Raw genomic sequence first — 21826 nt, 5'->3', positions numbered from 1 at the left:
ACCTCGCTTCTCGCGTCCCTCGTTCAGGACCGTTCAGGTGTGCTGCCGGGCGCACACTCAATTTTCATTGCTGCTACCGATTGCGGCGGCATCGAGATATTGAAATCTATGCGATTTTCCAGGACGCGCAATGGATACGGCTCAGGGTTCAGCACCGAGGCGGATTGCAGTGTCTCTACGTCACGCAGGTTCAGGTATTCAGGCTCGCCCATTTCCTGCCAGACGCGCTTCGGATTTACGTTGTCTTCATCAATGCGTATCAGGTGCGCCGACAACGGTCGCGGTGCGCCAGTTAGCTGCACGTGGACAGAAACCGGGCATATTTCATGGCGGGGCATGGCGTAATTGGTCATAAATACGGTAATGACGTTATCTCCTCCACTTATCCATACGCTGACTGTTTCATGCGAGCCTTCCACCTGATGGAGTTTGTCGCCTAAACCATGCAGCAGCTGAAACGCTCTATAGATTGGCTTGGGAATGCCGTGCAGATTCAGGAGACCGAAGCCGCCGTGAAAAGGGACGCTGGGAAAATAATTCTCCTCGAAAATATCAGTAAAGGTCCAGAAGCTGTAACCCTTGACAAACGGGTCAACCGATAGCGCGATATTCGCGGCGTACGCGGCGGCAAAGGACTCGTCGTGTAACGGATCGCGCGGATTCGAACTAACATTCCATTCAGTGTAATAGAGCGACAGGCCCCGGGCTTGTAAGCTCGCGGTTTCTGCCTTCTCTTTCATTACATCCCGTGGTGCGTGTTCGAGCTGGGTAAGTGTGTCGGCGCCAATTTGGCCAAAGGCGTCGGTGGGATAATAATGCGTGCTGACAAAATCAACCGGGAGCTTGTGTTGAGTACAATAATCAAGAAACTCTGGGATCCAGGCGCTCTGGGCGCTCGAGGGGCCACCCACTTTCAGCGCGGAATCTATATTTTTTATGGTTTCGACGGTAGTACGGTAAAGCGCGTAGTAACCTTTTTTACCGCCTGTCCAGAACGCCTTCAGGTTGGGTTCGTTCCATACCTCCAGGCACCATTCGCCAATTTCATCCGATCCATAGCGGTCAATCCAGTGACGTACCAGTCTGTCGATAAGCTTTCCCCATTGCCGGTAATTTTTGGGCGGAGTAATGTTGGCCCGATATTGAAACACGGTAGAGCGACCTGAAGACAGCATCGAAGGCATAAAGGAAAGCTCGACGAATGGCCTCATGCCGATAGACAGCAGATAGTCGTTGATTTGATCCGCGTTAAAAAAGGAGTAGAGGGCTTTCCCGGCGTGGCGGACCAACGTACCCATATCGTCATCAAGCAGGCCATGAAAGCGTACGTGACGAAATCCGAGCTCGGTATGTGCCCGCATCAATTGCGCCTGCCAGTCGGCGCGCAGCGCAAGCAACGCACGCCCGCTACCCACGGTATGTTCCCAGGAATGTTTAAGCGGAACCGAAGTTGAAGCAAGGTTGCTTTTGAACTCGATAGCCATAACAGTTCTTCACAGAATGTTATTTCTGCCCCGCGCTGGGGCGAAGCTGGTCTCCGCCTTATGCCTTCTGGGTATTAAATGTGAATACCGCCGCTTTTTTTACTTGTCGGCGCCAGTGGCTGGCGTCGAATTTCTGCGACCCGTCGGTAACACCATCAAATAACCGCGGCCATTTAACTACTTCGCTTCCGGGCAGCCCTGGCAGCCCTCAGTATTTACGCTGGAAAAATCAACTTCGTCGAGGATCGCGCCTCTAAAATCAGCCCCTTGCAACATTGCATTGTCCAGCTTCGCCCTAGTGAGGTCAGCACCGCGAAAATCAGCCTGTGTCATCACTGTGCCCGATAAATCCGCTCTTTGAAGCTGGGCATTGCGAAACAGAGCCCTGGTAAGATTCGCGCCACTTAAATTAGCGCCCTTGAGCAATGCGCCAGTGAGATTAGCGCCCGCCAAGTTGGCGCTTTTAAGATTCGTGTCTTTAAGCCGCGTGAGATTAAGCCTGGCATCAACCATTGTGGCATTTTTCAGATCGGCCTCATCCAATATTGCCCCACTGAGGTTGGCACCGGTGAGATCGACCATGTCCATGTTGGCATTGAATAAATTCGCACCCTGCAAGTCGGCGCCGTTTAAATGGGATTGGCGAAACCCAGCTCGAGCAAGATCCGCGCCATGCAAATCGGCGCCACGAAGATCCCACTCTACGCAGAGTGTGCCCGATCTGATAGGGCAACCATTTATCTCTGCAGCGACAGCAGTGTGTGCCGCGAACAAGGCGGCGAACAGAATCAGGCGATGAGTAATCATTTTTTTCCTCAACCTTGATGAGTCAAAAATAAATCTTATCTGACGCTGTGCCGTAACTCCGTGTGCTAGCACACTAAGGGACATGAACCGCCAGGAAATAGGGAAAGGAATTGCAGAAGCCGAGACTGGGAAAGTACTAACGATGAATTTATTGCTATAAAGATGACAGGGTGCGAAGAGCAAATTGATCTTTCCTGAAAAAACCGTTTACACTAAACCGCGTATTTTCCCGAAAATCTCAGCCCGCGATTGGCACCTTCAGAAACGCTTATGCAACGTCTACTCATCATACTGGGCATAGTGCTGTTGTTGGCTGGTTTGGCATGGCCATGGCTGTCGAGATTACCTTTCGGACGGCTGCCCGGAGATATTATTATCGAGCGCGAGAATTTCAGGCTCTACTTTCCCCTGACTACAGGCCTACTGGTATCCTTGTTGCTGTCGCTGCTGCTTTGGTGGTGGTTCCGGAAGTAATTCCATTTTTGAAGAGGACAAATAATTTGGATCTGTATGAATCTATGGTGTTCTGGTTCTTCAAGGAATTTATAAAAGCCGTCCTGGGTCTTGGGTTGATCCTGGGGATTATCGTCTTCTTGCGTTGGATCAACAGCGAAGACTGAACTATTTTATCTCCTCGTATTATTTCAGAATTTCGCTAGCCCGAATTCATCCTCTGGCTTTCGGTTTTCTTCAGGCCTAACCGGATCAACGGCAGATTCCGCTTCAACCGCGGATTCCGCCAGAGTTTGTACGGGCAATGGCCGAGTCCTGTCAACAAGCGGTTTCAATATGGGCAAGAGCTGTTTCATGACTTGCGTAGAGAGGGCCGAGGTAAATGCGTAGTTATCGGCATCCGTGCCGGGTACGAATGCAGTCATGGTCCCGAAAAAACGGTTCCCGATGAAAAAAACAAAGGTGGCAGAGCGGTTTACTGCTCTGGATTCCTTGATGACACCCGGCGAAGAAAACGTGATATGGCGATGATCGCCGGTTCCCGTCTTTCCGCCGATCAGAATTTCAGTGCCATCCTCTTCCACCATGACCCGTGCCAGCCGCGAAGCTGTACCTGTCTCCACCACATCGGTCAGTACACCGCGTACCGCTGCCGCCAGTTCGGAGGAGAACACTCTTTCGCCCTGGACGGGCGTTCGTTCGACAATGGCCTCAAAAGGGGTGTCCGCCGCAAAGCGAAGCCGTTCGATAAGCGTGGATGGCACCCGGACGCCATTGTTGAGGATGATACCCATCAGTTCCGCGAGCGCGGCGGGATGGTCAGCCGAGGTCCCGATAGCTGTGGCGAGCGACGGTACCAGCGAATCGAAAGGATAGCCTACGCGTTTCCAGTTGCGGTGAATTTCCAGGAATGCTTCAAGCTCCAGAAGACCGCGAATCCGGATATCCTGCGAGTTCTTGTTCACGGTCTTGAACAGCCAGTGATAGACGTCTATCCGCTCATCCTTGCTGGCCTCGATAATATCCTTGTGCCGGGCACCAGGGTGAGAGATCAGGTAGCGTACCAGCCACAATTCCAGAGGGTGCACGGTCACGATATAGCCCTGGTCGGCCAGAGAATATTTTCCGGGTGCATAGCTCTCATACAGCTCGTGAAGCATTGTCGGGGTCACGCCTTTAAAACCGGGCAGGTGTGGCGTCATGGATTTCTTGAACTCGACGAGCGTGGCATCAGGATAAATATAGCGATAAGCGGCCGCAAGACGACGCGGCGTATGCCGGAAGCTGGAAAAGAACGCCTCGCTAACCTCCTCCGGCCTCGCCGTTTTGCCCTTGTACTTGAGATAGAACCGGTTGATAAACTCCCTGCCTTCCTTGTCCGCAAAGCGTCTGAGATATTCTGCGCGGCCAGAACTCCCGACATCCTTTAGTATCCTGGCGGACGAGCCCCCGACCTGGAACATGTAATGGCGCACGATATCCCGCATCAAGCGGATGTATACCAGGTTGACCGAGTTCCTCGTCGCTTCACGCACACTCAGAATCTTATGGTCGTCTTCACGCATGAAATTATGAAAAATATGCGAGCCGCCACCGGTAAAGAACCGTTCTTCGGAATTGGCCGAATACTTACGCCCCAGAGCGGCGTCCAGCATGGATGCCAAACTCTTGTCCTTACTTTGCAAAAGATAACCGATCGCCCAGCGGCTAAGAATATCGCCGGGGTCAACCTCTTGCTTGCGGAGCGCTTTCGGTTCCATTGCCGAATATTTATTATGCAGGGCCTCGACAATCTCAAGATAGGTCACCAGCGTGCGTAATTTTGCGGTAGAACCCAAGTCCAGCTTGGTGCCTTTATTGATATCGAGCGGTTGTTCGAAATTGTCCGCGAGGATCCGGAACTTGGCGCCTTCCGGTGTCAACTCGGAAAGCGTGAAGCTGTAGATAATTTTCCCTGGATCTTCCGTGCCCAGCAGGCGGTGTCCGTATAGCCCGGCAGCGCGCGCATATTCAGGATCCTTGAGCCGACGCAGCAGATCGGTGGTTTTTTTCTGCAGTTCGACGTCGAGCGTGCTTTGCACGGATAAATCCAGGCGGTCCAGGTCATACATCCGCCGTAACCCAAGCTGAGAGGCAAGGCGCATACGCACCGCGTTAACAGCCTTCTGCTCGGAAAAATTCCTGATTTCCTCAGGCGCGGCAGCGGTGTCACGAAAACTGAGCGGCAGTTTGAGCGCGGCATCCCTGAGACGGGACGGGATCACACCTGCCTGAGCCAAGACCCGCAGATAGCTGTCGGTAAGCTCGGCAAGTTCTTCGCGTCCGCCAAGCAGATAGTAGGATGGCCTGCGCTGCGCGATCATCAGGCTTAGTATGTGTTTATAAAGGAATGCAGCTTCGATTAGGGCGTCGCCTTGTACGAATCGCGAATTCAGGATGTGGTTGGTTTCGTCGAATTTCAGGCCGTACCACGCCCAGAGCCCGTCTCCAATCCCGTTCGTCTCCCCGAAACCCGCAGCAGCCGAAAGCGGGACTGTATTAAGGTAATCCACTACAATCTGCTTGCGGGCCGGTAATGTGTTAGTGCCGTTCAGATAAGCGCGCACAGAGGCGGAGGCGATCTGTTGAAGCTTATCTTTTGCGCTCATGGTCATTCCATTGGGAGAGTGGCGATATTTTTCGATTTGTGTTGCGAGCGTACTACCTCCTGGTACGTCATGCTCGGTACGGAAAAGTTGAATTCCCTTGTCCAGCACCGCCCTGCCTAACCGGTTCCAATCGATAGCCGGATTCTTTTTCGGGTGAGCCAGATCGAGCAATTCGCGATTCTCGATAAATAGCAGACTGTCGGTCACCACGGACGGGATCGATTCAAAATTTTCATAGATGCGCGACGGAAACATAGCGCGATACAATGGCTGACCGTCCCCGGCAGTTATTTCCAGGCCCGCCTGAGACTTTTCACGATAAGGAATAAACAGGCCCTGCTCGACAAGCTCCTTCATGCGCGCGGAAACTCGTGCCTGAGAATGGACTTGAAAACCGTGTTTTGCCAAATGCTGAAACATTTCCGGTAAACGGCTATAGCCCAGACGAACGTCATATGGCCCTGCCTGCGAAAAATGCGAATCGCCATTTGGGCTGTTTTGCATGTCCCAACGCAGGTCATTGGCCAGCCTGGACAGTTCCCGCGCCTGAAACGTAGAAGTCTGGACTTCCACGTAAAAAACAAAGGCCGCAATAGCGAGTGCAGCAAGAAGCAGAATCAGAACAGCAAAAGCAAAAAACTTGAGCGCGCGCCTCACCATGGAAATCATCAAGAATAAAAATACGACATTACAGATTTATTGGTGGCAGGCAGGTCGCAAAATGCAGCATTTTTCTAGCCCTGTTCGGTTTTTGAAGTTTTAGCCGGGGTAACGGGGGGATTTTTCTCATCCTCGTTCTATTTGCTTCAGGTCAGCAACGCTTTCATCAAGCGGTCTTCGCGCAGGATAAACCAGGTGGACAACAATATGCAGCACCGCAAATTTCCGCTATAAGACGGTTACGCTGGCTGATGTAAAGAGACTATTTTCGCCAACGCTATTTCATCAACGGAAAGACTCCGTAGAGATCCTGTAGCTGGCGCCGGTAAAATTTTATTACGACCCAAATTCGGCAGGATATACTCTCGCCCCGCGCCCATAACAAAATCCGGCCTGCGCAGGCTATCAGGAAGAGGCCGCGAGATCGCGAAAAGGCGGTGTTTGCGGCGCGGGCATAAGCAATAAGTCCGAATTTCAGAGCTCAATTTACCGAATCGATGGAACGTCCGATGGAATTCCTTAGCCTCCTGCTAAAGACAATTATCCTGCGCCCCTACGTTTTCGTATTTCTCGCCGTGTTTCTGTTCCTGGCAAGCAGGCTGATCGGCTGGAGAAGAACAGGCTGTTTCATGGGAATCACGTTTGTTGTGGCATTTTTGTGCGAGTTCTCTTCTACTCGCACCGGGATTCCGTTCGGCTGGTATCACTATACCGGTTCCACGGTCGGCCAGGAATTGTATATCTCGAATGTCCCGTTTATGGATTCTCTCTCGTTTCCCTTTCTTCTTTATGCGAGCTATTGCATGGCCCTGGCTTTTCTTCTGCCTGCGAACAGCAGCAGCAACGCCGGTTCTGGTATCAACATGATACCGATGGGATTTCCACTTGCAACGAGAACCGGTTGGCCCGTGGTGGTGCTCACGATGATTTTTTTCACGTACCTCGATATCATTATTGATCCGGCCACGCTCCGCGGCGAACGGTGGTTTCTCGGGCAGATATATTACTATCCCGATCCTGGTACGCATTTCGGTGTACCGATCGCGAACTATATTGGCTGGGCTGTCGTAGCCTTCCTCTCGCTTCTTGCCTATCTTCCTCTGGATCGCAAACTTGCTCAGACCAGTCTCTCTCCTGCCCCGCTGATCACCAGACGCATACTCCTCGGCTGCGGTCTTTATTATGGGGTATTGATCTTCAATCTCGCTATCACTTTCTGGATTGGAGAGCACCTTTTAGGAATGACCGGTCTTTTCATTTATCTTCCCGTCACCGCACTGCTTGCCCTCCGGCTCCTCGGTCGTTTGCCGGCGCAGGGTTAGCACAGGGTTAGCGCAGGGTTAAAAAAGAAGAATCCTCAACACTTTATCTCAAGTGCGGGCTTTAGCGTAGCGATACAGGTAACGGCGACGCTATGACAATCGATTAAATTCCCGCCTTCGATCTGCTCACCCGCGATCGACGGAGGTGCGACAATATGTCACATGCGTCAATTTGTCACATGCGACAATATGTCACATTCCTAATCTCATCGATTTGATTTACATTCCATATCAGCAAGTATATGGGTGTTTGTAACCGCGTTTAAGCGGTTGTTTCAAGCTCCCGATTGCCGTCCTGCCATGGCAATTTATATTTGTCCATCATAAGAAACAAACTCATTGCGTCGGTCGTGTGCGGAAGCACATGGGATTCAGAAAACTATATGTCTTTGACATTAGTAGGTCTTCTCTTCCAGCACAGACAATTCAAAGAAAAGAATAAGAATGAGAATAAGAAAAACCGCAGTGGCCGTCATATCAATGGCCATAACAATGGTCTTTTCAAGGTTTGCAATGGCACAGAGTACAGCACCATCTCCGAGCACCAAACTATCTCCGGTTGTTGTGACGGCCAACCCGATCATTGATAGCGTCCGCATCGATCCGTTTTCAAGCACATCCGCGGTGGTGACCGAAAGCCAGTTGCGCGATCAGAATGCATTCGATCTTGCTACGGCACTACGCCGCACCCCCGGTGTGCAAATATCTCGCTACAACCCGGTGGGCGCCTTTGGCGGCGATCAGGGCGGCGCTGTTTATATCCGCGGAATGGGCGTGAGCCGGCCGGGTAGTGAAATCAAAACCTACATTGATGGCGTTCCGTTTTACATGGGTGTGTGGAGTCATCCACTGCTCGATTTGCTGCCCGTTAACGGCATGCAATCCATCACTGTCTATAAAAGCCCGCAACCACAGATCAACGGCAACAACTTTGCCTCGATCAACCTGGAAACGAAGCGCGCAGCCGAAGATGGTATCCAGGCCAGTGCAAGGATTTCCGGTGGCTACTTCAGCACCTTTATCGAACAGGCGGATCTGGTTGGCCGCTACGGAAGTGTAGATTTCATGCTGGCACAAGGCCATGCCCAGTCGAATGGGCATCGACTCAATGCCGGCGGCGAATTGAACAATGTCATGGGCCGCATTGGCATGCGGCTGACCGACAATTGGTCTGTTGGCACGAGCTTTCTTTATGTCGACAACCAGGCGCGTGATCCGGGTGACAACCGTCTTCCGGCGCCCGCCGTGGCGCCGCAGTACAACACTCAGGCCGGAATGGTTTCCGTTTTTGCATCGCATCGTCATGGTGATTGGCGCGGCGACCTGCGTTTTTACCACAACAGGGGAGAAGGCAACTGGCTGCATCAGTCCGGTCTGGAGGGGGATACGCCTACCAATTTTCAAATGACCGGTCTGCGCTGGAAGGAAGAGTTCTCTCTTTGGTCCGGGGGAACGATTGTTGCAGGACTGGACAGTGACTGGATCTCGGGTGACGTACGATTCAATCGTGTGGCGCCCGCCCCCCAGGGGAGTTTCAATGCGCCGACTTTCCGCGTCACATCGCCCTATGTTGCCCTAAGCCAGAAGATCGATCTAGGCAAGGGCTGGGCCCTGGTGCCCGCGGTGGGCATGCGAGTGTACGATCACAGCATGTTCCGGACAAGAACCTCGCCGCATGCCGGTCTGTCTCTGGTATCCGAGAAAATTACCCTGTTTGGTAATGTGTCGCGTGGCATCAACTATCCGGGTTTGGAAGCTCCCGTTCTCTCCTCCCTGATCCCCGCGCTGGGGCAAAGCTGGAAGCAGCTTGCGGCGGAAGAACTCAATCATGCGGAGGTCGGCGTGAAATTGAATCCGGTTGATGCCACACAAATCGATATCAGCGTGTTTGTTGATCAGGTAAAAAACCGTTATATCTTCGGTTTCCCGCCACATGTTCCGCCTCCTCCCCAATTCCTGAATCTCGGCACCTATGTGATGCGTGGCGCCGAAATTGCAGTCCGGCAAAATATTACCCCGAATTGGACGGTATTTGGCGGACTGACCTTGCTTGATCCCAGCATAGACAATTTGCCCTATACGCCCAAGAGAGCTGTCACCGCAGGGATAAATGGACGGATCGGCCCCTTTCGCTTGACAGTCGATACCCAATATCAGTCGAGTGTGCTGGCGCTTAACCGCGCTCGCACTGCGGGAACTGTCAATACCGAAAAAGTCGATTCATTTGTGATCATGAATGCACGTGTGTCTTACCAATTGCCGATGCTGGGAAAGAAAGGCGAAATTTTCGTAGCCATGGAGAATCTCCTGGATGCCAATTACGCCTATCGCCCAGGATATCCCATGCCGGGGCGCTGGGGCCAGATCGGTTTATCGGCGAGCTTCTGATTGAGCAAAATCTTGTAAACCGGAGCATCGTCTGTTTCATTTCCCGGATTCATCTTCGAACCGAACATTCAAGCTGAAACGCCTGGATCTAAATGTTGAATTCTATGATTTAAACATGGAGGTTTTGATGCAACTATTACCGCTAGTAGCACCTTCAGAAGCATTAACCCCGGAAGAAATCTCGCGGTACAGCCGCCATCTGCTGATTCCCGACGTTGGCATGGAAGGACAAAAGCGCCTCAAGAACAGTAAAGTCTTGGTGATAGGCGCTGGGGGCCTGGGATCCCCGGTCCTTCTCTATCTCGCGGCAGCCGGGGTTGGGACATTGGGAATCATTGACTTCGATATCGTCGATGAATCCAATCTGCAAAGACAAATTATCCATGGACAGTCGGATGTTGGCAGATTCAAGTCCAGAAGCGCGAAGGACTCGGTCAATGAGTTGAATCCCTATGTTCACGTTCAACTTCATAATGAACGTCTTGAAGCAACCAATGCTATTCAGATAATTTCGGGTTACGACCTGGTGATAGACGGTACGGATAATTTCGCCACGCGATATCTGGTCAATGATGCCTGCGTGCTCTCTGGAAAACCATATGTCTGGGGGTCCATTTTTCGGTTCGAAGGGCAGGCCTCTGTGTTTTGGGAAGATGCGCCGAACGGACGCGGCCTGAACTACCGCGATCTATATCCTGAACCACCGCCCGCGGAAATGGCGCCGTCATGCGCGGAGGGCGGGGTATTAGGCATCCTCTGCGCCTCGATCGGCGCGATCATGGCGACCGAGGCTGTCAAGTTGATCACTGGCTTAGGTGAAACCTTACTTGGCAGGCTTGCTGTCTACGATGCCCTGGATATGACGTTCAGGTTTATTCCGTTGCGACGCGCACCAACAAGAACTGCCATAACCGGACTGGCCGATTACCAGGAACTGTGCGGACTAAAGCAGCCGGCTGACGGTAAAACAAATGTTCCCACGATCAGTGCAAAGGAACTGAAAAATATGCGAGACAACGGTATGGATTTGCGGCTCATCGATATCCGTGGAATCGAAGAATGGAACCTCGTTCGCATAGAAGGTGCGAATCATATTCCCAAAAATAAAATGATGTCCAGTGAGGTCTTATCTCAACTCAACAAGGAAGACCTCATCGTGCTTCATTGCAAAATGGGCGTGCGCTCCAGGGATGCTCTCATTGAAATGCAAAAGCGGGGCTTCACGAACGTCAAAAGCCTGGATGGGGGAATTCTCGCGTGGATAAGAGATGTGGATCGCTCACTTCCCATTTATTGAGCCGCATCTCAAGGCGGCGAATGACAGTGCTTTCTCACCCTGACTGTTCACGTTTCAGCCACAGTTCAGTTTTTTGCGACTCGCTGACCAGATAGTAATAAACCCAACGATGTTTTTAAAAAACTACCTTTCCCCGGCAGCCTGGGAAATATTTTTCTTCAGTTCAGTTCGATACATGACCAACATTCAGGAGGTTGAAAAATTATGCTGACCATACACGCTAAATTAGTTGAAGCAATGTTTGCCCAAGCGCGTAAAGATCACCCTGTCGAAACCTGTGGCGTCATTGCCGGCCCCCACGGGTCCAATCTTCCGTTGCGCCTGATCCCGATGCGCAATGCCGCGCAATCGGAAACATTCTTTCAGTTTGACCCCAAAGAGCAGCTGCGGGTCTGGAGAGAAATGGAGGCGCGTAGCGAAGAACCAATCGTTATCTACCACTCGCATACCAATACACCAGCCTATCCTAGCGGAACCGATGTCAAGTATGCACGCGAGCCTCGATGCCACTACGTCATTATTCCGGCAGACTCCAGGTACGGGAAAGAGATTCGCAGTTTTCGCATTTGGGATGGGATGGTGACCGAAGAGCGGGTAAGGGTGCGGAATTCATATAAATCGGAATGGGAATTATCCATGGTGGCTTGAGGGGCGTCTTGCTTCGCAATGGCTTTCTTTAAATAAAGTCGAAAACGTTCGGCCTTCGCCTCTTCACCTCAAGAACTCTTGATTTTTCGCAATTGTATTTCTTCATAACCACCAATCCCAAGGGGACAAATATGCCAATTACCGTAAGTATCCCAACCATATTGAGACCGCTCACCAACAATCAAAAACGGATCGAAATTGACGGCTTCAATGTGCTTGAAGCTATCGAACAGATGGAGCAGCAATATCCCGGCATCAAGGAGAAACTGATAACTGGCGGAGAGGCGCGCCGCTTCATCAATATATACGTGAACGATGACGATATCCGTTTCAGTAATGGTCTTTCAACAAGACTGAATGATGGCGACTCGTTAACCATTCTGCCTGCCGTCGCCGGAGGATAAGCCAAACGAGCGCCAAACGTGGCCCTGCCCTATATAGGTAAGGTAAGAAATATGAGTACGAATCGCACATTAACGGGCTGTGTAATAACTGGCGCCTTAGAAAACCCAGCCCCTGATTTTGCCGCCATAGCTGCCTCGCTTCTTTATCAGACTACGGCGTTGGGTATAAAAACCGAGGCGCATGAGAATTGCTCAGGCAATGGGGCGCTTTCTTTTGAATTCAAGACGCCCCATACCACACCGGTGGTATGCGAGGTAACCCCATGGGACGATATCTCGGGACAAGCATCGGTGACAGAAAACGTAATGCAGGCGGCATGCGGGTTGATGTCGGTGCATGGCCGGGCAGACGGTAAATCCCGGCCTTTGGGATTGAACTACGTTTCGACATTGACTGCCGTGCTGGCGCTTCAGGGCGGAGTTGCCGCTTCGATTGGTCAACTACGGGGTCTTTCAGTGTCGAACAGCACTGTTTCAATGGCATCGGCAGCCCTGTTAAGCGTGGGACAGTATATCGCGGGGGCAACGGCTTCGGAATCTCCTGAAACACCTGAGACCCTGTTTCCTGAACCTATCTCACGTTCCGCTTGCCTTCCTTTTGTTTCATTGGACGGCGTCATCTTTGAACTCGAAACACTGGATGCCGGACCGTGGCAAAAATTCTGGACCGAGATCGGCGTAAGTTCAGCAGGGGCCGGAAAGGGATGGAAAGCTTTTTTGCTGAGATATGCCAAAGCTATATCCCCTCTGCCCGCTGAATTACCTGGCGCAATATCAAGATTGACTTACCACCGCATTTCACAAATATGCGCCAGAACCGGCATGGCTATTTGTCCAATCCGTTCCATTGATGACAGAGCCCAGGACGATGACAGCAGGCACGTATGGCGGCAAGGTCCGTGGGAGTTTTTGTTCGAGTCGAATCGCAACGGTAGAGGATCAAGCCGTGCGACAGGTGATCTGCCGTTAAGCGGACTCACCGTTATCGAATCGTGCCGGCGGATTCAGGGTCCTCTCGCCGGACACTTGCTCTCACTTCTGGGTGCGGAGGTCATCCGGATAGAACCCCCCGGCGGGGATCCTCTGCGAGGCATGCCTCCGATGGCCGAGGGTTGTTCCGCACGCTTCGATGCGCTGAACCGATATAAGACGGTTCGGGAAATCGATATCAAATCGTCAGCTGGACAAGCGGAAATCAAGAAGCTGGCGGAACATGCCGATGTGTTTCTGCACAACTGGGCGCCAGGCAAAGCCGTGCTGCTAAATCTTGACCACGAAGCGCTGACCGCGATAAATCCTTCCCTGGTTTATGTCTACGCCGGTGGTTGGGCAACCGACAGTGCGGCGAACGTCTCATCGAGTTCAATGCCGGGCACGGATTTCATGGCGCAGGCCTATTCCGGCGTTGCTAAAAAGATTGCCGAGGCCTCTGGTATTCGCGGCGGGTCCCTATTTACGGTACTTGATGTGCTTGGAGGCGTCGTTGCCGCACAAGGGATCACTATCGCGCTGCTCAACCGATGCATGAATAACGTGGGTGCGAAGGTCACTTCATCACTGATGAGTTCGGCAACCCTTTTGTGCGCGGATGATTTCCGGAACATATACAACCTGCCAAGCCCTGGTTCAAAAACCTCAACAAGCGAAACCTCAATGAGCCTCATCAACACTATCTATGTCACGAAGCAGGGAAAGATTGCGGTCGAATGCCCTGACTTCAAAACCTCGTTGCGGCTCTCCGAAGCGCTTGATGCCGCTATCGAGGTTGAAGAAGATGGTTTCCCGCATAGCTTGAGCGATTTATTCCTGTCAAGAACGGCGGATGAATGGGCCAGAATTTTTGAACAGGCGCAAATTCCGGCGGCCGTTGTTATTGAAGACCTCTCCGACTTGCAAACCATCGCGTACCTGCAACCAAGCCTGAGTCCTGGCCCTTATACCCAGGTTAATTCTCCGTGGAGATTTAAATGAATCATTCCGGAATCATAGACATCGTTCCTGCCGAGATTCGCAAACAGTGGTCCCAGAAGGGGCTCTATCCGGATAAATCACTGTACGAGTTGTTTTGCGAGCATGTGCGGCAACATCCCGATAGTCCCGCGGTTGCCTCACTTGACCAGACCATCACTTACAGGGGGCTATTGGACAAGGTTCATCGCCTGGCTGCCAGCCTCAGGAAATTGGGGATTGTTCCCGGAGATGTCGTTGCTTACCAGCTTCCCAACGGTTGGCATAGCTGCGCAATCGATCTCGCGGCTGCCGCGCTCGGCGCGATCGTGGCACCCTTTCCACCCGGACGCGGCCGCCTCGATATTCAGTCTTTACTGAGACGGTGTGATGCTCGCGTGATTATTGTCGAGCGGGAGCACGCAAAGACCGATCTATGCGAGCTTATTGAAGCAATACGGCCCACTTTGCTTTCATTGCGTGTCCTCATTGTTGACGGAAAAGCCGAAGAAGGCTGGTACGCACTGAACGACCTGTTTCAAGCTGAGCCAATTGAATCACGTCAGTTACCAAAAGTCTGCCCGGATTCACCCGTTCGCTTCCTGATCTCATCCGGAACAGAGTCCGAGCCAAAATGGGTTGCTTATTCCCACAACGCACTGGCTGGTGGCAGAGGGCGTTTTCTGCAACAAATACATCCTGATGGAAAGACTTTCCGGGGTCTTTACCTGATGCCGCTTGGCACAGCCTTTGGGTCAACTGCGGCATTCGGTGTCCTGTCATGGCTTGGCGGATTGCTTATCGTCCTGCGGCACTTTGACGTTGCAGCGGCCATTCAAACGATAGCAGAGCTGAAGCCGACTCACATCCTGGGCGTACCCACTATGTTTCAACGCATCGCCGCGGACCCGGCGTTAGCGAAAACCGATACTTCCAGCCTGATCGCCATCATTAGCGGCGGAGCGAAAATCGATGAAGCCTCGATTCGCCGATGCACGGAGGCATTCGGATGTGGATTTATCGGCTTATATGGTTCTGCGGATGGGGTTAATTGCCATACCGCGCTTGATGATGATGCGGAAACCATTTCCCGGAAGGCAGGCCGGCCTAATCCGGATATTTGTTGTATCCGGATAGTGGATGACCAGAAGCGGGAAGTACCTCGAGGTTGCGTCGGTGAAATAATAGCCAGGGGTCCGCTGAGCCCGATGCAGTATGTCAATGCGCCAGACCTCGATGCGCTATACCGTGATAAAGATGGATGGGTCTACACAGGAGACCTCGGTCTAATAGATGATGGCGGGCATCTGGTGCTGTCCGGGCGAAAGAAAGAAATCATTATCCGGGGTGGCGTCAATATCAGCCCCGCTCAAATAGAAAGTATTGCTGCTTCCCATCCCGCAGTCGTTAGCGCCGCCTGTGTACCGGTTGCCGATGCGGATCTGGGTCACCGCATTTGCCTCTGCCTGGCGTTGCGGGATGGAGTCGAACGTCCTTCGCTATCCCAATTCACCGACTATCTGCATCAACAGGGCCTGGAGACAAACAAGCTCCCTGAATACTTACGCTATTACCGGCAATTGCCGCTCAGCCCGGCGGGAAAGATCGATAAAAAACGATTGACTGCGGAGATAGAGTTTACGCAATCGATGGCTGAGCCAGTTCTCGCCCAACAGGCCCATTAATGCTGCGCATCAATAGAAAATCAGCACATACGGAACCGGCCATTTCACTTTCCCGCGAGGTGAGAAAATTTGTTGATGAAATGATTATTCCAAACGAGCTGCGGCTGGATGGGAATGGAGGTGGAGATTCATCATTTCGGCTGCAATCCGAACTAACCGAAAAAGCGCGATCCGCCGGACTATGGGGCTTGTTTTATCCTCTTTCTCACGGCGGAAAAATAGCTTCCCTTGAAGATTACCTGATTGTTGCTGAACAGGAAGGGCGTTCGGAGTTCTCGCCTGCGATTTTTGGCAGTCACTCCGCACTGGATGCGCATATGCTCCTCAAATTCGGCGGTGATGAAATCCGCAAAAACTTTCTGGATCCCATGATGACCGGGAAAGCGGTTCCGAGTTATGGCATGACAGAACCGGGACATGGCGGTTCGTTCCCTGCCTTGATAACCACATCCGCCCATTTGTCGGACGGAAGCTGGACCATAAACGGGAGAAAATGGTTTGTTGGCAATGTGGACCACGCGACCTTTGTCACCGTCCTGGCGCGTACTGCCGGGACAGATAGTATCCCTGGCAAGGCCCTGTCCATGATTCTGGTTCCGTCCGATATACCAGGATTCAAGATTGAACGTCGAATCACCATGATGGGACGCTCTCTCGGTCAGGGCGAAATTTCTTTCAATGGCGTGCAAGTGCCTGAGCACAACCTTCTCGGTTCCCCTGGTAGCGGCATCGACCTGATGGGCCAGCGGCTCGGCATTGGCCGATTGCTTCGCTCTATGAACTGGGTGGGTTTGGCACAGCGATGTTTCGATCTAATGGGCGCCCGGATCAATTCCGAGCGCGGCCAATCCGCCCGGTTATCCGAGAAACAGTTGGTGCGCCAGCACGTCGTCAATGCATATCAAGCGATTGCAAGTGCGCGGGAATTAATACGGGTAGCTGCAAGGGGCATCGATGCCCGGCGTCCAAGCGATGTCGAAATCAATGTCGCCAAAATAGCGGCGTCACAAGCGCTATGCACTGCTTCGGACTCGGCAGTGCAATTGTATGGAGCGGAAGGAATCAGCGATCTCACCCCGCTTTCGGGTATTTACAGGATAGCACGCACCTCACGCATTCTGGATGGCACGGACGAGTCGCTTATCAGCTCGGTGGGCCGCCGACTCATCAATTTTTTTAAAGACGAGGATGTGTATTACTTTGCCTGATCCATTCTTTCTGAATCTTCCGCACTTGTTCGGTGAAGTTCTGTCTCGATGCGGGAACGAACAAAGATGATGGCCAGCACCACGACAACTATTGCAAGCATCTGGTTTCGGATTGTTCTGGTATTTGCCATGGCCTTGCCCATGCTGGTTCTCTATGCCATTAGCACGCTTGGGCCCTTGCTTGGCCGTGACCTGCATTTCAAGCCCGAACTGCTGGGTTACCTGGTGATGAGCTCATTTGGCCTGGCGGCTGTTTTATCGCTCTGGGCAGGGGCTTTTGTAGATCGCATCGGTTCGCGTTATGCGTTAACGATACTTTTCTCCGCCATCGCGTTGGCTTTTGCGCTGATCGCAACGGTTGAAAATTATTATGGTTTAGTCGCAGCAACTGCCATCTGCGGAATCGCTCAGGCGCTCGCCAACCCGGTCACAAATTTACTGATCGCGCAGCAGGTTCCGCCGGAGAAGAAAGCAGCAGTTGTCGGACTCAAGCAATCAGGCGTTCAGCTCGCCGCTCTTTTCGCAGGTCTGATACTTCCCGGTATCGCATCTCAATATGGCTGGCATACGGCGTTCTGGATCATTGTTCCTGTAGCAATACTATTTGGACTAACAACGCATTTCGTCACACCCAGGCAACACAGCGGAAGTGGCAGGAGCTTCAGGATTTTGCTTCCGAATCCGCTGTTGCTGCGGTTGATGGTCATCCAGTTTTGCGTCGGCATATCCCTCTCTGCTTTCGTCACCTTCTTGCCGACCTTTGCCATCCGGCAAGGCATGCCGCTACCGCTGGCCGGTACCTTAATCGCTATCTTCGGCCTAATGGGAATGCTATCCAGGATCGTGTTGACACCCATGGGAGCAAGACTCAAGGACGAGTCGCTACTTCTGCTTTTTCTTATTGTTATAGCGGCTTGTGCAATGGCAGTGACGATGCAGGCAAGCCCGGACGCCCACTGGCGGTTGTGGGTGGGGGCCGTGGGCATGGGGCTTACCGCGGTGGGCACCAACGCAATAGCGATGAGCATGTTGATAAGAGAACCGGGATTTGGTCCGGTGACTACTGCGTCCGGCTTTGTTTCGGTTGCTTTCTTCGGCGGCTTCGCACTGGGCCCCCCGCTTTATGGGGCTTTATCGGATTATTCCCGTGGCTTGCTGCTTGGCTGGAGTGTGCTGATCGGTGTGCTTTTATGCGCCTGCCTGATGGCGCTGGCGCTGGCCTGCGCTCGTCGGCGTCGGGCGCAGGCGTTAGCGATGGCTGCTGGTCCCCTCCAGCGCGCGACCGCTGTGGATGTTCAAGAACGCTACAACTTCATGAACAAATAATTCAGGTGCGGTTCTCATCGCGCTGTGTTGTTGCCCCTGAAGCATATTGACCTCGCTGCCCGGCAGGACCTGGTGAAGCGTCTCGGCAATATGATGACGGCGCGGCGGACTCTCGCTGCCAAGGAGGAGCAAGGTAGGGATTCGCAAGGCACAGAACCGGGCAGGCTGGAAAACATAGCGGTCGATACCCTGCAATTCACGAAGAATCGTGTGAGCTGCAGCTATCCGCCCTGGCCAGTTTGATCCAGCTTGCATGGCGGCAATTTCATGGGGTGGCGTTTTGACCACGTCGCGGAAAAAAAGCAGCAGAGCTTCTTCCGGTTTGCCCGCATCAAGTAGCGCTTGCAGGCGTGCGCCGAGTTCGGCAGACCAGCTACTGCCAGTCAACGAAATGGATGGCTCATAGAGGATGAGCCGGTGAATGTTTGGAGTCAGCAATGCGGCCTCCAGGGCGCAGAGTCCTCCGAAAGAATGTCCCAGGACATTCACGGCGCCGCCGATAGCATCGGTAACCGCGGCGATATCTTCGCACTCGCGTTCGAGCGCATAAACGTCGGCATCGCCGCTGTCGCCGCGCCCCCGTCGGTCAATGGTCCAGACGCTGAAGTGACGTTCAAGCGCGGCCAATGACGATGCCCATGCGAAGTGATCGCCGGAGGTACCGTGCACGAGTAACAAGGGTTCGCCCGCGCCACTGCGCCAGCATGCGATTGGCACCCTATTCCTTGAGGAGATTATTTCCATGATTTTTCCGGTTCGGGACCTTTTGAAGCAAAAAATAAATTGGTAAACATCGGTAAGCGAAAGAATTCAAGCTCGTGCGTGTAAAGAGGCAAGTCAATTATCGGAAACGATCAAGGCTGTTAATTCTCTGCATCTTGATCGACGCCATATTGCGAATCAATGGTGCATGGGCTGCGGACGGAATCAAACCTGTGGGTCAAATTAACGAATACCTGCGCATGACCGGGGAACTGTACGGCAGCTACGAGGCGTGGGATTATTTTCGGCCAAGTCCGGCAATCAATAATAACAACGACTACGATTTATGGGCGCTACGCACAAGGTTCGGGGCACTGCTCACGACCCCATATATTGATGGCTACGCGCAAGCGCAATATGTCGGTTTATACGGTCTTCCCAATGATGCAGTCGCATCTCCCGGTGGTCCTTTAGGATTGGGCGGCGCTTATTTCCTGGCGAACCGGTCCACCAATGCCAGCAATATTTTTCTGAAACAGGCTTATCTCGACTTCAAATTCAACACCCTGGGATTACCGGGCGCATTCCTTAGGATCGGTCGATTCGAATTTATGGACGGCATGGAATACAAAACCGGAATTGCCAAGTTCGATGGTCTCAAAAGAGCACGCATTGCGCAACGTCTCATGGCGTCCAATGTCGTCCATGTGGGACGAAGCTTCGACGGTTTTACCGCCTCTTATGATCGGCCCGGTTTTAATATCACGGCAACCGGCGTACGTCCAACCCCGGGTGGATTTACCGTTCAGGGGCAAAATGAAATCAGCGACATCCATCTGTTTTATGCCGCGCTAACCAGCAAGAAGGACGTGTTGTTGCCAGGAACCGAAGGCCGGCTCTTCTATGTGAATTACGATGACAAGCGTAACACACAGGTGGTTGACAACCGCGCTGTCGCCGATCGACCCCGGCTTGACAGTCAGAATCTGAACCTTCACACCGTAGGCGCCCATCTGCTGACGCTTCAGCAACTGGGCTCGGGCAGCATCGACGCTTTATTGTGGGGAGCCTATCAGTTTGGCGACTGGACCAACCAGGACCACCGGGCTTGGGCAATCGCTGCCGAGGCGGGTTATCAATGGACCGACGTTGCCTTCAAGCCGTGGTTACGCGCGCTCTATTTTCTAAGCTCGGGCGACGACAGTGCAACGGACGGCAGGCATAAAACCTACTTTACGGTGCTTCCCAGCGGGCGTGCCTATGCCAAGCTTCCATTCTACAACTTGATGAACATGCAGGATGCATTTCTCCAGATGATCGTCTCACCCACCCCAAAGATCAAGGTAACCGTTGACCTGCATCATCTGTCGCTCAGTAATTCAAATGATCTGTTCTATGCTGGTTTGGGTCCCACGCTGGGCTCTGGGGCATTCGGCTATTCGGGGCGGCCTTCCCATGGCAAAAGCGACGTGGGTCAACTGGTAGACATCAGTTTCACGCATATGCTCACCAAGCAGTTGTCATGGAGATTCTATTATGGGCATGCGTTTGGCGGCAGCGTCGTCGAGGATGTTTATCAGGGCAAAAAGGACGCCGATATGGTCTACATAGATTTCAATCTGGTTTTTTGAAGGGATGGTGTTATGCATATTGTGGATAAAAAGTCATACCGCATTGATGAACAGATGCTGAACCCGCTGCTGAGTACGCTGCCGAGTCCGCTGCTGACTCATGGAGAAATGATGAGTGCAATTGACTTGATGATTCATCGCATGGATGCTATTGATTCAAGCTGCACGGACGCCTTCCCTCTTTATTCGCCGGGAACCACCGATCGCTGGGTTACCTCATCAGGCGGTTCCTGGGTCGGGGGATTCTGGAGCGGTTGCTGGTGGTTGCGATCACGAATAACAGGATCAGCATCGGATCAATGCAAAGCCTCTGATATTTGTCAGCGCCTCTCGCAAAAGGTAAGCAGCGATTCCATAAACCGCAGCCTGATTTTCTGGTATGGCGCAGCTCCAGGCGATCTCTGGTTTGGCGATGTAAACGCGCGCGAGCTTGCAGAAAAATCCGTTACCGCAATTGCAGCTTCCTATGATCCGGAAACGAATTGCATTCCCCTCGGTACAGACATGGGTGGTGGAAAAGAGGGGAATCAATTCATTACGATAGACACGCTTGCTTCCTTGATCCAGCTCCTTAACCGCAGCAAGCATGTCGTTTATCATCAAATCTCGCGTTGCCATGCGGATACCATAATAGCTGCATGCCGTGCCGATAATGGCGCTTTCCACGCAACTGCACACTTTGAGCAAGGGGCCTTTCGACCCATCGATCAAGCCGGCATCTGGTCTCGTGGTCAAGCCTGGGCCATGCTGGGGCTGAGCCAGGCAGCGGCGCAATGGGGGGAGCCTTACCTGGCCTATGCACGATCAGCTTGTGAATACTGGAAATATTCACGTCCAGGATCGTTACCGCTAAATCGACTGGACGATCCTTCAGGTCTCTCCGACCTTTCATCCGCCGCGATCGCGTCTCTGGCATTCCTCTCCCTGGCTGACCTGGTACCTGATGGAACGCAATGGCGCATTTATGCCCATCAACAGGTTACCGCGATCGTTCGAAGCCAATACTTCACCGGGTTTCCAGAAAATAGCGATGATAAAAAGAGTAGAGACGGGACCGCTTCGGGAATATTCTGGGGTTGCCATTACAAAACCAGCCACGATAAAGATGAACTGGTCGAGTCGGTTTGGGGCAGTTTTTTCCTCATGGCGGCGCTCTGTGTTCTCATTGGCGCCATCAAGCCCGGTGATTTTTAAAAATATCGATTATGCATTAACC

16 protein-coding genes are annotated in these 21826 nt (G+C 52.5%); 12 read left to right on the top strand and 4 right to left on the bottom strand.

The features are described 5' to 3' along the window. Positions 1-23: 23 nt before the first annotated feature. Positions 24-1484 carry a beta-xylosidase gene (locus tag CRO05_RS07005; RefSeq protein ID WP_097066391.1) on the bottom strand — a complete coding sequence of 487 codons (1461 nt, stop codon included), beginning with the start codon at positions 1482-1484 and terminating at the stop codon, positions 24-26. Positions 1485-1661: 177 nt separating this feature from the next. Next, entirely contained in the window at positions 1662-2291 is a 630-nt protein-coding gene (locus CRO05_RS07000) for a pentapeptide repeat-containing protein (RefSeq protein WP_159462704.1), read from the bottom strand. 270 nt (positions 2292-2561) lie between these two features. On the opposite strand from CRO05_RS07000, the gene CRO05_RS06995 reads away from it, so the two are divergent. Further along, positions 2562-2765 (top strand): DUF2905 domain-containing protein, encoded by a 204-nt coding sequence (locus CRO05_RS06995; protein ID WP_097066389.1) that lies wholly within the window; start codon positions 2562-2564, stop codon positions 2763-2765. A gap of 170 nt (positions 2766-2935) precedes the next feature. On the opposite strand, the gene CRO05_RS06990 is transcribed toward CRO05_RS06995, so the two are convergent. Next, positions 2936-6052, bottom strand: coding sequence for a transglycosylase domain-containing protein (locus CRO05_RS06990; RefSeq protein ID WP_235001323.1), 3117 nt, complete (start codon positions 6050-6052; stop codon positions 2936-2938). A gap of 509 nt (positions 6053-6561) precedes the next feature. Between CRO05_RS06990 and CRO05_RS06985 the strand changes: the two genes are divergently transcribed. The 9 genes from CRO05_RS06985 to CRO05_RS06945 all read left to right on the top strand — a co-directional run bounded on the left by CRO05_RS06985 (position 6562) and on the right by CRO05_RS06945 (position 18277). Next, positions 6562-7374 (top strand): carotenoid biosynthesis protein, encoded by an 813-nt coding sequence (locus CRO05_RS06985; protein ID WP_097066729.1) that lies wholly within the window; start codon positions 6562-6564, stop codon positions 7372-7374. A gap of 513 nt (positions 7375-7887) precedes the next feature. Further along, on the top strand, positions 7888-9762 hold the full coding sequence (locus tag CRO05_RS06980; protein WP_235001322.1) for a TonB-dependent receptor: 1875 nt from the start codon (positions 7888-7890) through the stop codon (positions 9760-9762). Between the two features lie 127 nt (positions 9763-9889). Next, on the top strand, positions 9890-11059 hold the full coding sequence (gene moeB, locus CRO05_RS06975) for a molybdopterin-synthase adenylyltransferase MoeB (protein ID WP_097066386.1): 1170 nt from the start codon (positions 9890-9892) through the stop codon (positions 11057-11059). A 204-nt stretch (positions 11060-11263) separates the two neighbouring features. Continuing rightward, positions 11264-11707, top strand: a complete 444-nt coding sequence (locus CRO05_RS06970) for a Mov34/MPN/PAD-1 family protein (protein ID WP_097066385.1) — start codon at positions 11264-11266, stop codon at positions 11705-11707. 131 nt (positions 11708-11838) lie between these two features. Beyond that, positions 11839-12111, top strand: coding sequence for a MoaD family protein (locus CRO05_RS06965; RefSeq protein ID WP_097066384.1), 273 nt, complete (start codon positions 11839-11841; stop codon positions 12109-12111). A 51-nt stretch (positions 12112-12162) separates the two neighbouring features. Next, a complete protein-coding gene (locus CRO05_RS06960) occupies positions 12163-14082 on the top strand; it encodes a CoA transferase (RefSeq protein ID WP_097066728.1) in 1920 nt (639 codons plus the stop codon). Continuing rightward, positions 14079-15743 (top strand): class I adenylate-forming enzyme family protein, encoded by a 1665-nt coding sequence (locus CRO05_RS06955; RefSeq protein WP_097066383.1) that lies wholly within the window; start codon positions 14079-14081, stop codon positions 15741-15743. Before CRO05_RS06960 ends, CRO05_RS06955 begins: the two co-directional genes overlap by 4 nt. Next, positions 15743-16951, top strand: a complete 1209-nt coding sequence (locus CRO05_RS06950) for an acyl-CoA dehydrogenase family protein (protein WP_097066382.1) — start codon at positions 15743-15745, stop codon at positions 16949-16951. Before CRO05_RS06955 ends, CRO05_RS06950 begins: the two co-directional genes overlap by 1 nt. A gap of 48 nt (positions 16952-16999) precedes the next feature. After that, entirely contained in the window at positions 17000-18277 is a 1278-nt protein-coding gene (locus tag CRO05_RS06945) for a CynX/NimT family MFS transporter (protein ID WP_235001321.1), read from the top strand. Here the strand turns inward: CRO05_RS06945 and CRO05_RS06940 are convergent. Continuing rightward, the gene (locus tag CRO05_RS06940) at positions 18200-19021 is read right to left on the bottom strand and encodes an alpha/beta fold hydrolase (protein ID WP_097066380.1); all 822 of its coding nucleotides are present in this window, start codon (positions 19019-19021) and stop codon (positions 18200-18202) included. The genes CRO05_RS06945 and CRO05_RS06940 overlap by 78 nt on opposite strands. Positions 19022-19212: 191 nt before the next feature. Between CRO05_RS06940 and CRO05_RS06935 the strand changes: the two genes are divergently transcribed. Both CRO05_RS06935 and CRO05_RS06930 read left to right on the top strand, forming a co-directional pair. After that, positions 19213-20610 (top strand): alginate export family protein, encoded by a 1398-nt coding sequence (locus CRO05_RS06935; protein WP_235001320.1) that lies wholly within the window; start codon positions 19213-19215, stop codon positions 20608-20610. A 12-nt stretch (positions 20611-20622) separates the two neighbouring features. Then, positions 20623-21804 (top strand): glucuronyl hydrolase, encoded by a 1182-nt coding sequence (locus CRO05_RS06930; protein ID WP_235001319.1) that lies wholly within the window; start codon positions 20623-20625, stop codon positions 21802-21804. The last annotated feature ends 22 nt before the right edge of the window (positions 21805-21826 follow it).

Origin of the sequence: Nitrosovibrio sp. Nv4 (assembly GCF_900215485.1) — a bacterium.
In the GTDB taxonomy this organism is placed as follows: Bacteria; Pseudomonadota; Gammaproteobacteria; order Burkholderiales; family Nitrosomonadaceae; genus Nitrosospira.
Note: the sequence above shows the minus strand (reverse complement) of the source record. Positions and strands in the feature narration are given on the sequence as shown.